11 protein-coding genes are annotated in these 13,822 nt (G+C 60.4%); 3 read left to right on the forward strand and 8 right to left on the reverse strand.

All coding sequences use genetic code 11. From position 1 onward, the window contains the following. Window positions 1-32 precede the first annotated feature (32 nt). The 5 genes from pcaF to pcaR all read right to left on the reverse strand — a co-directional run bounded on the left by pcaF (window position 33) and on the right by pcaR (window position 5,503). Window positions 33-1,238, reverse strand: coding sequence for a 3-oxoadipyl-CoA thiolase (gene pcaF, locus HNR03_RS06055; protein ID WP_259151610.1), 1,206 nt, complete (start codon window positions 1,236-1,238; stop codon window positions 33-35). Next, the gene (locus HNR03_RS06060; protein WP_017336838.1) at window positions 1,235-2,014 is read right to left on the reverse strand and encodes a CoA-transferase subunit beta; all 780 of its coding nucleotides are present in this window, start codon (window positions 2,012-2,014) and stop codon (window positions 1,235-1,237) included. Before HNR03_RS06060 ends, pcaF begins: the two co-directional genes overlap by 4 nt. Then, window positions 2,014-2,871, reverse strand: coding sequence for a CoA transferase subunit A (locus tag HNR03_RS06065; RefSeq protein WP_007947285.1), 858 nt, complete (start codon window positions 2,869-2,871; stop codon window positions 2,014-2,016). Before HNR03_RS06065 ends, HNR03_RS06060 begins: the two co-directional genes overlap by 1 nt. Before the next feature lie 306 nt (window positions 2,872-3,177). Next, complete coding sequence (locus HNR03_RS06070) at window positions 3,178-4,524, reverse strand: MFS transporter (protein ID WP_222590073.1); 1,347 nt, start codon at window positions 4,522-4,524, stop codon at window positions 3,178-3,180. Window positions 4,525-4,660: 136 nt separating this feature from the next. Next, window positions 4,661-5,503 (reverse strand): pca regulon transcriptional regulator PcaR, encoded by an 843-nt coding sequence (gene pcaR, locus HNR03_RS06075; protein WP_222590072.1) that lies wholly within the window; start codon window positions 5,501-5,503, stop codon window positions 4,661-4,663. Between the two features lie 675 nt (window positions 5,504-6,178). Here pcaR and HNR03_RS06080 point away from each other — a divergent pair. Both HNR03_RS06080 and HNR03_RS06085 read left to right on the forward strand, forming a co-directional pair. Then, window positions 6,179-6,379 carry a hypothetical protein gene (locus tag HNR03_RS06080; RefSeq protein ID WP_007903846.1) on the forward strand — a complete coding sequence of 67 codons (201 nt, stop codon included), beginning with the start codon at window positions 6,179-6,181 and terminating at the stop codon, window positions 6,377-6,379. Between the two features lie 376 nt (window positions 6,380-6,755). Continuing rightward, the gene (locus tag HNR03_RS06085; protein ID WP_222590071.1) at window positions 6,756-8,231 is read left to right on the forward strand and encodes an inorganic phosphate transporter; all 1,476 of its coding nucleotides are present in this window, start codon (window positions 6,756-6,758) and stop codon (window positions 8,229-8,231) included. A gap of 1,621 nt (window positions 8,232-9,852) precedes the next feature. Here HNR03_RS06085 and ccoM read toward each other — a convergent pair. From ccoM to HNR03_RS06095, 3 genes are all read right to left on the reverse strand, one after another. Next, window positions 9,853-9,966 carry a cytochrome c oxidase subunit CcoM gene (gene ccoM, locus HNR03_RS31735; RefSeq protein WP_010462558.1) on the reverse strand — a complete coding sequence of 38 codons (114 nt, stop codon included), beginning with the start codon at window positions 9,964-9,966 and terminating at the stop codon, window positions 9,853-9,855. Between the two features lie 144 nt (window positions 9,967-10,110). After that, on the reverse strand, window positions 10,111-10,272 hold the full coding sequence (locus HNR03_RS06090) for a hypothetical protein (protein WP_007935839.1): 162 nt from the start codon (window positions 10,270-10,272) through the stop codon (window positions 10,111-10,113). Between the two features lie 72 nt (window positions 10,273-10,344). Beyond that, window positions 10,345-10,686 carry an aspartate-semialdehyde dehydrogenase gene (locus HNR03_RS06095; protein WP_222590069.1) on the reverse strand — a complete coding sequence of 114 codons (342 nt, stop codon included), beginning with the start codon at window positions 10,684-10,686 and terminating at the stop codon, window positions 10,345-10,347. Between the two features lie 218 nt (window positions 10,687-10,904). On the opposite strand from HNR03_RS06095, the gene rapA reads away from it, so the two are divergent. Further along, entirely contained in the window at window positions 10,905-13,751 is a 2,847-nt protein-coding gene (gene rapA / locus HNR03_RS06100; RefSeq protein WP_259151614.1) for an RNA polymerase-associated protein RapA, read from the forward strand. Window positions 13,752-13,822: the final 71 nt, after the last annotated feature.

The following is a 13,822-nucleotide window of genomic DNA, read 5'->3' on the forward strand; positions in this document are numbered from 1 at the left end:
CTTTCCTCAGTTCTTATTGTCACTGCTGCGCGTCAGACGCGTTCGATCGCCAAAGCCAGACCCTGGCCGACGCCAACGCACATGGTCGCCAGACCTTTCTTTCCACCGGTTTTTTCCAGCTGATGCAACGCAGTCAGCACCAGGCGCGCACCGCTCATGCCCAGCGGATGGCCCAGGGCAATGGCGCCACCGTTCGGGTTGACCTGAGCCGCATCATCCGCCAGCCCCAACTCACGCAGCACCGCCAGGCCCTGGCTGGCGAACGCTTCGTTGAGTTCGATCACGTCGAAATCGCTGACGGCCAGACCAAGGCGCTCGGTCAATTTGCGTACCGCCGGGACCGGGCCGATGCCCATGACCCGAGGCGCTACACCGGCGCTCGCCATGCCCAGCACTTTGGCGCGAGCAGTCAGTCCGTGTTTTTTCACCGCTTCGGCCGAAGCCAGGATCAGCGCCGCGGCACCATCGTTCACACCCGATGCATTGCCGGCAGTGACCGATTTATCGGGACCGTTGACCGGTTTCAGTTTGGCCAGGGTTTCCAAGGTGGTGTCGGCGCGAGGATGCTCATCCTGACTGACGACGGTTTCCCCTTTCTTGTGGGCAATGCGCACTTCAACGATTTCTTCAGCGAAAAATCCTGCAGCTTGCGCGGCGGCTGTCCGTTGCTGGCTACGCAGTGCGAAAGCGTCCTGATCTTCGCGAGACACTTGGTAATCGTCAGCCACGTTGTCGGCGGTCTGCGGCATCGCATCGACACCGTATTGGGCTTTCATCAACGGATTGATGAAGCGCCAGCCAATGGTGGTGTCTTCCAGCTTCATGTTGCGCGAGAACGCCGCATCAGCCTTGCCCATCACGAACGGCGCGCGGGACATCGATTCGACGCCGCCGGCAATCGCCAACTCCATTTCACCGCTGGCGATGGCGCGGAACGCGGTGCCGATGGCATCCATCCCCGAAGCACAGAGACGGTTGAGGGTCACGCCCGGAATGGTTTCCGGAAGCCCCGCCAACAGCAGCGCCATTCGCGCCACGTTGCGGTTGTCTTCACCGGCCTGGTTGGCGCAGCCGAGGAACACCTCGTCGACCGCGTTCCAGTCCACCGAGGGGTTGCGCTCCATCAGCGCCTTGATCGGCACGGCGGCCAGATCGTCAGCGCGTACCGCCGACAGGCCACCGCCGAAACGGCCGATGGGGGTGCGAATCGCGTCGCAGATATAAACGTCACGCATCACGCTTCTCCGGGTGCTTGGCCATGGGCGGCGGCAGTACGGGCTTCCAGATCCCTGAGCGCCTTCAATTCGACCTCGGTCGGCTCGGCGGTGTTTTCCACGGTTTCGGCAAAGCGAATCGCCCAGCCGGTGGCGGCGGTCACTTGCTCGCGGGTCACGCCCGGGTGCAATGCGGTAACCACGAATTCATGGGTGCCAGCTTCCGGTTCCATGATGCACAGGTCGGTAATGATGCCGACCGGGCCAGCGCCCGGCAGGCCGAGACGCTTGCGTGAATCGCCGCCCTCGCCGTGGCCGACCGACGTAATGAAGTCGAGTTTGTCGACGAAGGAACGCGCCGATTGCTTGAGGATGATCAGCACGCTTTTAGCCGAACCGGCGATCTCCGGCGCACCGCCAGCCCCTGGCAGACGGACTTTCGGCGCGTGGTAATCGCCGACCACTGTGGTGTTGATATTGCCGAAGCGGTCGACTTGTGCGGCGCCGAGGAAACCGACGTCAATGCGCCCGCCCTGCAGCCAATAGCGAAAAATCTCACCGGTCGGGACGACGGTGTCGGCGGTTTCCGCGAGTTCGCCATCACCGATCGACAGCGGCAATACACTGGGCTTGGCACCGATCGGACCCGATTCGTAGATCAGCACGACATCCGGCGACGACGTCAGGCGCGCCAGGTTGGCCGCTTTTGATGGAAGGCCGATGCCGACGAAGCACACTGAACCGTTTTTCAGGCGGCGGGCGGCGGCGACGGTCATCATTTCATTGGTGGTGTAAGTCATTACTTGGCCTCCGAAGCAGCGGCCAGCTTGGCCTGGAACTCGCTGAAGTCAGCGCAGCCGTGGATGTATTCGTTGATCCACGCGGTGAAGGTTTCACGGTCGCGGGCAATCGGGTCCCAAGCCTGGTAGAAACGGTTGTCGCGTTCGTTGTACCCGTGGGCGTAGGACGGATGCGCACCGCCAGGGACGTGGCAGACCGCGCTCAAGGCCCAGGTCGGCAGCACGCAGGAGTTCATCGGTGCATTGAGGTCGTCGACGATTTCTTCAACGGTGACGATGCAACGCTTGGCGGCCAGCGCAGCTTCTTTCTGCACACCGAGAATGCCCCACAACAGCACGTTGCCTTTGCGGTCGGCTTTCTGCGCGTGGATCACGGTGATGTCCGGGCGCACCGAAGGCACGGCGGCCAACACTTCACCGGTGAATGGGCAGGTTACGGTTTTGATCAGCGGGTTGACCTTCGGCAGGTCGGAGCCGGCGTAAGCACGCAGCACCGCGAACGGCAGGCCGGAGGCGCCCGCGACGTAGGCATTGGCCAGGTCGGCGTGGCTGTGCTCTTCGATTTCCAGCGCATGCGGCCACTGTTTCTCGACCGCATCGCGCAGACGGTGCAGCGAGCCGACGCCAGGGTTGCCGCCCCAGGAGAAAATCAGCTTGCGAGCACACCCGGCGCCGATCAACTGGTCGTAGATCAGGTCAGGCGTCATTCGCACCAGCGTCAGATCTTTCTTACCCTGGCGAATGATTTCATGACCCGCCGCCGTAGGGATCAGGTGAGTGAAGCCTTCGAGCGCGACGGTATCGCCGTCGTTAACGAACTGCTTCACCGCGTCGTGCAGCGAAAGGATTTCAGCCATGGGGCAGGCTCCCGTTTTTATTAACCGACAGTGGAAGAAAAAGGCGCGATGCGCTGCGCCGGAATGACTGAAGATTAAGCCTGCACAAAACGTCAAACAATCCGATAATCGACTGAGTGTTCGTTTATCGAACAGATTGTTGTTCAGCTACCGATCGTCGACTTGATCGTTCCCGCGCTCTGCGTGGGAATGCAGCCCGGGACGCTCCGCGTCCCAAAAGCGGACGCAGAGCGCCCATTTGAGGCATTCCCACGCGGACGGTTCGACGCCTCGACGTGGGAACGATCAGGTAACGCTCATATACCGTCAGGTCGCATCCGCATGACTGACCATGCCCTTGATCACCACGGCGGTGGTCGCCACAGCCGCCGGAATCACCAGCGCCGTCAGCACTTGTTCAAAGTTCCAGCCCAGGCCCAGCAGCGTCGCGCCCATCCAGGCCCCAAGGATCGCGCCGAAACGACCAATCCCCAGCATCCACGAGACACCGGTCGCCCGCCCTTGAGTCGGGTAAAACCGCGCGGCCAGCGACGGCATCGCCGACTGCGCGCCGTTGACGCACATCCCGGCGACCAGCACCAGCGTCGCCAAAAGCGTGATGTTGCCCAGGCTCTGCCCTACCGCGTAGGCAAACACACCAGCCAGCAGGTAGAAAATGCCGATGACCTTGTGCGGATTGAAGCGGTCCATCGCCCATCCCACACCCACGGCGCTCAACACACCGCCAAACTGGAACAACGCACCAATGAACGCTGCTTGCTCCATGCTCGCGCCGCTGTCACGCATCAGCGTCGGCAGCCAGCTGGTCAACAGGTAAACGATCACCAAGCCCATGAAGTAGGTCAGCCACAGCAACAAGGTGCCGGTGCTGTAGGTGCCGGAGAAAATCACCGCAAACACGTTGCGCGCCTTCACGGTTTTTTGTTCCGGCACGCTGAAGCTCGAGGCTTGAGCGACGATGGTCGGATCGATGGGGGCCAGGGTCTTGCGCACTTTGTCGGTACCGCGATTGCGCACGACCAGGTAGCGCGCCGATTCCGGCAACCAGAACAGCAAGACAACGGCAAGGATCAGCGGCAGAATCCCGCCGATCAACAGCAAGCTGTGCCAGCCGAATGCAGGAATCAGTTTGGCCGAGATAAACCCGCCGCCAGCCATGCCGAGGTTGAAGCCGCAGAACATGCTGGTCACCAGCAAGGATTTTTTGCGCTCCGGGGTGTATTCCGACAGCAACGTCGTGGCGTTCGGCATGCCGGCGCCCAGACCCAGGCCGGTCAGGAATCGCAGCACCAGCAATTGATCAACGTTAGTGCTGTAGGCCGACGCCAGGCTGAAGACACCGAACAGCAAAACCGCGCCGACCAGTACGACTTTTCGCCCGAAGCGGTCAGCCAACGGGCCGGAGCCCAGAGCGCCAAAGACCATGCCGATCAACGCGGCACTCATCACCGGGCCGAGACTGGCGCGGTCGATCCCCCAATCCTGGGACAGGGCCGGTGCGATGAAACCCATCGCCGCGGTGTCGAGGCCATCGAGAAAGACAATCAGAAAACATAGGATCACCACTCGCCACTGATAGCGCGAAATGGGTTGAGCATTGATGAAGGACTGCACATCGAGGCAGTTTCCTACAGCAGACTGAGGCTGGTTCATTATTTTTATTCCACGCAAGAACGCAGTCGGACAGGTGCCAGCCAAGGCTGGCGCTGCCGCGACAGTAATGATCCCGGGGAAAGAGCGTCAATTCGATAAACGCGACTCTGTGCGTTTATCGAACAGCTTAGAAGATTCAGGCAAACAGTTGCGCGCTGAGGTCGCGGCTGGCACTCAGCAAACCTGGCAGGAAACGCTGCTCCAGTTCATTGCGGCTGACCCGTCCGGCGTGGGTGCTGACGTTCAGCGCGGCCACGACCTGACCGGAAGCGTCGTACACCGGAACGGCAATGGAACGCAGGCCTTGCTCCAGCTCCTGATCGACAATGCACCAGCCTTGCTGCCGCACTTCTTGCAGGCACTCAAGCAGCGCCTCGGGGGTGTGCAGGGTTCGGCTGGTCTTGGCCTGGAAATCCGCATGGTCGAGGTACTCGCGCAGCGAAGTGTCGTCCAGCGCAGCGAGAAGAATCCTGCCCATGGACGTGCAATAGGCGGGCAGTCGTCCACCCACCGACAGGTCCACGGAAATCAGGCGCTGGGTAGTGGCCGAGCGCGCGATGTACAAAATGTCGTCGCCTTCCAGCGTCGCCATGTTGCACGCCTCGTGAAGCTGTTCACTCATGCGGTCCAGATACGGCTGGGCGGACACCGCCAGTGGCGTGGAAGATAAATAGGCATGCCCCAGGGTCAACACCTTGGGCAGCAGCGAATAGGTGCGACCGTCCGTGGTGGCATAGCCGAGTTTGATCAGGGTATGCAGGCAACGTCGCACCGCAGCGCGGGGAATTTCCGTGCGGTGACTGATCTGGGCAATCGTCAGGTGGCGCTTGCGCTCCTGGAACGCTTGCACCACCGCGAGGCCCCGCGCCAGGGACGTCATGAAATCCGGGTCGCCGGTCAGGGCCTGGATGCGCTTGGCGGGCGAGGCCACGATTGGCGGTGCCACCGAAGCGAAGGAGTTGCGCATTTGATCGTTCATATCAGGTCCTTTCCTACACGGATCAGCGGCTATTACAAGCGGCTACCGGTTCTGCACACAAGCCACCGGCCGCCAAGATTGGGCGATTATCGAACCATCGACCGATAATCGCAATTGGCGCCAGGCAATGCCTGACGCTGATGTTAACGTCGACACTAAATGTCTTTATTCCTGTTGGAGCGCGGACTTTAAGGTGCGATGTAGTAATTGGCGTAACTTGTTCGGCTTTATGGCGCCAGAAAGACATCGGTGCCCAGCGACTTCATCGGCGCGTAGTTACAGCAAAAGTTGCTATTAACAAAACAATCACACACGGTGAACTACTTTTAACTCTACGGAGATAGTGTTATTCGGTTCGACCGCTATAATGCATCTCAGTGGTGGCCGGTTTTTTACGTGCCGACGCCGCCACTCGACAGCCCGGTACTCTACCGTCGCTGCCCGCAGCAAACGCTTGACGCTCATTTCATATGCTCGACCAACGCGCGTGCTGAAACAGGTAACTGATGCTACGTCAGCTGTTTTTCTCTGGTGCCGTGGCCGCCTGCAACATGGAAGTATTGTTCACCTGCCGTAAAACGATGCCTTGTCCGGCATGCCCTTTCGGCAAACGTGGTCGATAGATCCATGCAGTGCGTTTCACCAGAATTTATCTCAACTCATACAGGTAGCACTGTGACGAAAGACGAACTGCGCGCGGAACTTGAGCGCCAGGAACAACGTTACAAGGAAGTTTACGGCGGGGAAGTCACCACCTACGCCGCTCAGCCCGAACCCGAGCGCAAGCCTTGGCGTAAACGCGCCACCGTTCAGGATCAGGCGTTCAGCCAGGAATTGCAAAAGATGGAAAAGGAACTCAAAGCCGAAGAGCCATGATTGCCTCGGCCTGAATCCCTCCAAGGGTCTGCATCTGCACCTGTTAAAAGCGGGTTGCAGGGATGGTGCCTTTCGCGCCCGCTACAAGCGGGCAGCGGCCGCCTCATCATCGGTTGAGGCAAATGGCGCATACCTGACCCTCTTTTCAGATATTTCACACAAGCGTTCAAGCCTCTCGGCTTCCCGAGCGAAACCCTTGTGGCTGTGGCCTTTCCTCAACAATTCAATGACTTGCAAAACCCCGAAAAAAGCTGGGTCATAAGCTATCAGCGCAAACTAATTCATTGAAGAATGTTACCGATGAGCAGCAAGTGCATCGATTAGCAGTCTTTTCTGGCATAATCGCGCCCCCTTATGACCGGGTCAGAAAACCTTCATGATCGATTTATTCAGCGGACTAGATGCTTGGGTGCTTGTGAGCCTCTTGCTCGCCCTGGCCTTTGTCCTCGCCTTCGAGTTCATCAACGGCTTTCATGACACCGCTAACGCGGTGGCCACTGTTATCTACACCAAAGCCATGCCGCCTCATCTGGCGGTGTTCTTTTCCGGTGTGTTCAACTTCCTCGGCGTGCTGCTGGGCGGTGTTGGCGTGGCATATGCCATCGTCCACCTGCTGCCGGTAGAACTGCTGATCAATGTGAACACCGGTCACGGACTGGCCATGGTGTTCTCGTTGCTCGCCGCCGCCATCACCTGGAACCTGGGCACCTGGTACTTCGGTATCCCCGCCTCCAGCTCCCACACCCTGATCGGTTCGATCCTCGGTGTCGGCCTGGCGAACGCCTTGATCAACGATATTCCGTTGGCCGATGGCGTGAACTGGCAGAAGGCGATCGATATCGGTGCATCCCTGGTGTTCTCGCCGCTGGCGGGTTTCATCGTCGCCGCGCTGGTGCTGGTCGGCCTTAAATGGTGGCGTCCCCTGTCCAAGATGCACAAGACACCGGACCAGCGCCGCAAGCTCGACGACAAAAAGCACCCACCATTCTGGAACCGCCTGGTACTGGTGATCTCGGCCATGGCCGTGAGCTTCGTGCACGGTTCCAACGATGGTCAGAAAGGTATCGGCCTGATCATGCTGGTACTGATCGGTATCGTGCCGGCGCAGTTCGTACTCGACCTGAGCAGCACGACTTACCAGATCGAGCGCACCCGCGATGCGACCTTGCACCTGAGCCAGTTCTACAAACGCAACTCTGACACCTTGGGCGAGTTCCTGGCGTTGGGCAAAAGTGTGGAAGGCGATCTGCCGGAGAAATTCCGTTGCAACCCGCAACAGACCGAACCGACCATCACTGCCCTGCTCGGCACCCTTAAAGGTGTAGCGGACTACCATTCGCTGCCATCGGAAAGCCGCATCGAAGTGCGTCGCTACCTGCTTTGCCTGGACGACACTGCAAAGAAAGTCAGCAAATTGCCTACCCTGGCAGCCCGTGAAAAAGCTGACCTGGACAAACTGCGCAAAGACCTGACCACCACCACCGAATACGCCCCGTTCTGGGTGATTCTGGCCGTCGCCCTGGCCCTCGGCCTCGGGACCATGGTGGGCTGGAAACGCGTGGTACTGACCATCGGCGAGAAGATCGGCAAGCAAGGCATGACATACGCCCAAGGCATGTCGGCACAAATCACCACCGCGTGCATGATCGGCCTGGCAAACATCTTCAGCCTGCCGGTCTCCACCACCCACGTCCTGTCCTCCGGCGTCGCCGGCACCATGGTCGCCAATAAAAGCGGCCTGCAAGGCGGCACCGTCAAAACCATCCTGCTGGCCTGGGTCCTGACCCTGCCCGCAACAGTGGCCCTGTCGGCCGGCCTGTTCTGGCTGGCCTCGAAGGCACTGGGCAGCTGATATATAGCTACAACGAAAAGGCGCGTCCCGTGAGGTTCGCGCCTTTTTAATGCCTGCAATTCGGTCTCAGTGATCTACCGAAAATGATGGGCTGGCCATCTCAAGCAGGCTCGCTCCCAAAGGGTTCGGTTTACACCTGCAAGAGATTGGTCGGCTGACGGGCCGCCTTCGCTGGCAGGCCAGCTCCCACAAGGTTCGGTTTACACCTGCAAGAGATTGGTCGGCTGGCGGGCCGCCTTCGCTGGCAAGCCAGCTCCCACAGGGTTCGGTGTACATCTGCAGGAAATTGGTCGGCTGGCGGGGCGCCATCGCTGGCAGGCCAGCTCCCACAGGGTTCGGTGTACATCTGCAGGAAATTGGTCGGCTGGCGGGGCGCCATCGCTGGCAAGCCAGCTCCCACAGGGTTCTGTACATCTGCAGGAGATTGGTCGGCTGACAGGGCGCCATCGCTGGCAGGCCAGCTCCCACAGGGGAATGGGTACATCCGCATGAGATTGGTCGGCTGGCGGGGCGCCATCGCTGGCAGGCCAGCTCCCACAGGGTTCGGTGTACATCTGCAGGAGATTGGTCGGCTGGCGGGGCGCCATCGCTGGCAAGCCAGCTCCCACAGGGTTCGGTGTACATCTGCAGGAGATTGGTCGGTCGGCAGGGCGCCATCGCTGGCAGGCCAGCTCCCACAGGGGAATGGGTACATCCGCAGGAGATTGGTCGGCTGGCGGGACGCCATCGCTGGCAGGCCAGCTCCCACAGGGTTCGGTGTACATCTGCAGGAGATTGGTCGGCTGGCGGGGCGCCATCGCTGGCAGGCCAGCTCCCACAAGGTTCGGTTTACACCTGCAAGAGATTGGTCGGCTGGCGGGCCGCCTTCGCTGGCAAGCCAGCTCCCACAGGGTTCGGTGTACATCTGCAGGAAATTGGTCGGCTGGCGGGGCGCCATCGCTGGCAGGCCAGCTCCCACAGGGTTCGGTGTACATCTGCAGGAGATTGGTCGGCCGGCGGGGCGCCATCGCTGGCAGGCCAGCTCCCACAGGGTTCGGTGTACATCTGCAGGAGATTGGTCGGCTGTCAGGCCGCCATCGCCGGCAGGCCAGCTCCCACAATAAATCGGCGTACCCGCTTCGCTCCTCACCACTCAATAGGCCGAGCGGTAGCTCGCCTGCTTTTGATCTTGATCCACCCGCCCCTTCGGCAGGCTGAGTGGAGGCGTTCATCTGGGGGGTAGGCGCGTAGCGCCGTTCGACGAAGTCGAACACATCGAGAGGAGGTCGAAGCGAAGCCGACCGGAGGCGATGCCCCCAGATGAATGCCGGAGCGAAGGAACACCGAGCCTAAGCGAGGGGCCGAACGCCGGGGCAAAGACCTTTGCTTCCTTTGGGGCGTTTGCCAAAGGGAGTCGCCGTCAGGGCGAAACCCTAAGTGGCCGTTACCGCAGCAACGGATATGTACACATGAAAGAGACTGGTCGGCTGTCAGGCCGCCATCGCGAGCAAGCTCGCTCCCACAACTAGCCCAGGTACAACCAAGAGAACATGGTCGGCCCAAAGGCCGCCACTACAACCAAAAAAAAAGGGCAACCGAAGTCGCCCAAAATGCCTTGCGTGCTCATTACACCCAGAAAGACCTACGGCTTACGCTTATGCGAATCCTTCCAGATAAAAAATCCAAACCCTGCAAAAAACAGAACCATGAGGCCAACCGTCAGCACTCCGGCGATCACCACGTTATCGAAAAACATGACGTCCCTCCTGCACCTGCCCTGTTGCGATAGGGCTAAGTTAACCAATCAGACAGAAGAGAAAATTGACCGGGATCAATGTCGCCCAAGACAGGGCGTAAAGGAGGGGAAATAACTGACCTGCATCAACAGATGCAGGGTACTTCAACGCTTTTTCGGTTTGTTCTTCGGCTTTTTCTTGGCTTTGCCCAACGGCATCGCCTGCTCAAACGCCTGACGCACTTCATTCAGACGCTTTTCATTAAGGTCATGAACCCGCTTGGCGCGTTCAGAATTAAGATCGATCAACTTGTCATCTTGGCTCATGGTGCTCAATACATCGTTCGGCAGGTTTATCGCAATAATGCGGCCTGGCGCCAGCGCTGACCAGCCGCAACCTCAAATCTGAATATCGACCCACAACCCCTGGCGCGGCTGATCTTCCATCAATGGCGCCACCGGCACAGTATTGTCGGCATTAAGCTCATCACCGGGAACCGCGAGGTGCTCCTGCGGATCCTCATCAGCCTCACGACGACGCCGGTCACGCTCAAGCTTGCGGCGCTGCTCCTCGCGCAGCTGAAAAGCCGCCTCTTCGGGATCGCGTTGTTGCAGGTCGATCGTGCTTTCGTTGGAGCTTTCCTGCACCGGCACGACAGGCGGAATATCCGGGCGCTGGCGGATCGGGTCCTGCTGTGAGGTGATCGGCACGGCACTCAAGGGGAGCATCGGTGGCAGCATAATTAGTAGTCTCCTGTCAGCAGGCTGTCGGCTGAGGGGATGGCGACTTGAGCCATCGGTCGCAAACTGTGACCGGTTTGGCACAGATTGGTGCCCGAACCGACACACGCCGCATCATTGGGCTAACGTAAGTCTGCGAGTATTTATGAGAGTCCTTTGGCCCTGAAGCCCTCATTCCGTTAAGATAGCCCGCTTTTTCAAGGTGGGAGTCAGGCAGCATGGCGCAGCAGTATCAACCGGGGCAACGCTGGATCAGTGACAGCGAAGCCGAGCTGGGTTTAGGCACCGTTCTGGCACAGGACGGCCGCTTGTTGACCGTGCTCTATCCGGCCACTGGCGAGACTCGCCAGTACGCGCTACGGAATGCGCCCCTCACCCGTGTGCGGTTTTCGCCGGGCGATTCGATCACTCACTTCGAAGGCTGGAAACTGACCGTCCAGGAAGTCGACGACGTCGATGGCCTGCTGGTCTACCACGGCCTCAACGCGCAAAACGAAGTGGTCACCCTGCCGGAAACCCAACTGTCGAACTTCATTCAGTTCCGCCTGGCCAGCGACCGTCTGTTCGCCGGGCAGATCGACCCGCTGGCCTGGTTCTCACTGCGCTACAACACCCTGGAACACACCAGTCGCCAATTGCAATCCTCGCTGTGGGGACTGGGTGGCGTGCGTGCGCAACCGATCGCGCACCAGCTGCACATCGCCCGTGAAGTCGCCGACCGCATTGCCCCACGGGTATTGCTGGCCGACGAAGTAGGCCTGGGTAAAACCATCGAAGCCGGTCTGGTGATCCATCGCCAACTGCTCTCGGGCCGCGCCAACCGCGTGCTGATCCTGGTTCCGGAGAACCTGCAGCACCAGTGGCTGGTCGAGATGCGCCGCCGTTTCAACCTGCAAGTCGCGCTGTTCGACGAAGAACGCTTCATCGAAAGCGATGCCGCCAACCCGTTCGAAGACACTCAGCTCGCGCTGGTGGCTCTGGAGTGGCTGGTAGAAGACGAGAAAGCCCAGGACGCAATGTTCGCCGCCGGTTGGGACCTGATGGTCGTCGACGAAGCGCACCACCTGGTGTGGCACGAAGAAAAGGCCAGCCCTGAATATTCGCTGGTCGAGCAACTGGCCGAAGTCATTCCCGGTGTGCTGCTGCTGACCGCAACCCCGGAACAACTGGGTCAGGACAGCCACTTCGCCCGTCTGCGCCTGCTCGACCCAAACCGTTTCCATGACCTGCACGCCTTCCGCGCCGAGAGCGAAAACTATCGCCCGGTGGCCGAAGCCGTTCAGGAGCTGCTGGACAAGGGGCGCCTGTCGCCTGAAGCGCACAAGACCATTCACGGTTTCCTCGGCAACGAAGGCGAGGCCTTGCTGACCGCTGTGAACGATGGCGACACCGAAGCCAGCGCCCGCCTGGTTCGCGAATTGCTGGACCGCCACGGCACCGGCCGCGTGCTGTTTCGCAACACCCGCGCCGCCGTACAGGGTTTCCCGGAGCGCAAGCTGCACCCGTACCCGCTGCCGTGCCCGGACGAATACCTCGAACTGCCGTTGGGCGATCACGCCGAGCTGTACCCGGAAGTCAGCTTCCAGGCCCAGCCGGACGCCAACGAAGAAGAACGCTGGTGGAAATTCGACCCGCGTGTCGAGTGGCTGATCGACACGCTGAAGATGCTCAAGCGCACCAAAGTGCTGGTGATCTGCGCCCACGCCGAAACCGCCATGGACCTGGAAGACGCCCTGCGCGTGCGCTCCGGCATCCCGGCCACGGTGTTCCACGAAGGCATGAACATCCTCGAGCGTGACCGCGCCGCCGCCTACTTCGCCGATGAAGAATTTGGCGCACAAGTGCTGATCTGTTCGGAAATCGGCAGCGAAGGTCGCAACTTCCAGTTCTCGCACCACCTGGTGCTGTTCGATCTGCCGTCCCACCCGGACCTGCTGGAGCAGCGTATCGGGCGTCTGGACCGGATCGGCCAGAAGCACATCATCGAACTGCACGTGCCGTACCTGGAAACCAGCCCGCAAGAGCGCCTGTTCCAGTGGTACCACGAAGCGCTGAACGCTTTCCTCAACACCTGCCCGACCGGCAACGCCTTGCAGCATCAGTTCGGCCCGCGCCTGCTGCCGCTGCTGGAAAACGCCGACGACGGCGAGTGGCAAGCGCTGATCGACGAAGCCCGCAGCGAGCGTGAGCGTCTGGAGGCTGAACTGCACACTGGCCGTGACCGCCTGCTGGAACTCAACTCCGGCGGCGCTGGCGAAGGTGATGCGCTGGTCGAGGACATCCTCGAGCAAGACGACCAGTTCACCCTGCCGATTTACATGGAAACCCTGTTCGACGCCTTCGGTATCGACAGCGAAGACCATTCGGAAAACGCGCTGATCCTCAAGCCGAGCGAAAAAATGCTCGACGCCAGCTTCCCGCTGGGCGACGACGAAGGCGTGACCATCACCTACGACCGCAACCAGGCGCTGTCTCGCGAAGACATGCAATTCATCACCTGGGAACACCCGATGGTGCAGGGCGGCATGGACCTGGTCTTGTCCGGTTCCATGGGCAACACGGCCGTGGCGCTGATCAAGAACAAGGCGCTGAAACCCGGCACCGTGTTGCTGGAGCTGCTCTACGTCAGTGAAGTGGTTGCCCCGCGCTCGCTGCAACTGGGCCGCTACCTGCCGCCGGCCGCCCTGCGCTGCCTGCTGGATGCCAATGGCAACGACCTGTCGGCCCGGGTGTCGTTCGAGACCTTGAACGATCAACTGGAAAGCGTGCCGCGTGCCAGCGCCAACAAGTTCATTCAGGCTCAGCGCGATCAGCTGACGCCGCGGATCAACGCCGGCGAAGAGAAAATCTTCCCGCGTCACGCCGAGCGGGTTGCTGAAGCGAAACGTCGCCTGGCAGCCGATACCGACGAAGAACTGGCGCGCCTGACCGCGTTGCAAGCGGTCAATCCGACCGTACGCGACAGTGAACTGGTTGCCCTGCGCAAACAGCGCGAGCAAGGGCTGGCCATGCTCGACAAGGCGGCGCTACGACTGGAAGCGATCCGGGTGTTGGTGGCGGGTTAAGCCCCCTGCTCCACCGTTAAAAAGAAGGCCCGCAGCGATGCGGGCCTTTTTTATTTGCTTGATTCTGATCG

The organism is Pseudomonas sp. JAI111, from assembly GCF_024809425.1.
GTDB lineage: Bacteria > Pseudomonadota > Gammaproteobacteria > Pseudomonadales > Pseudomonadaceae > Aquipseudomonas.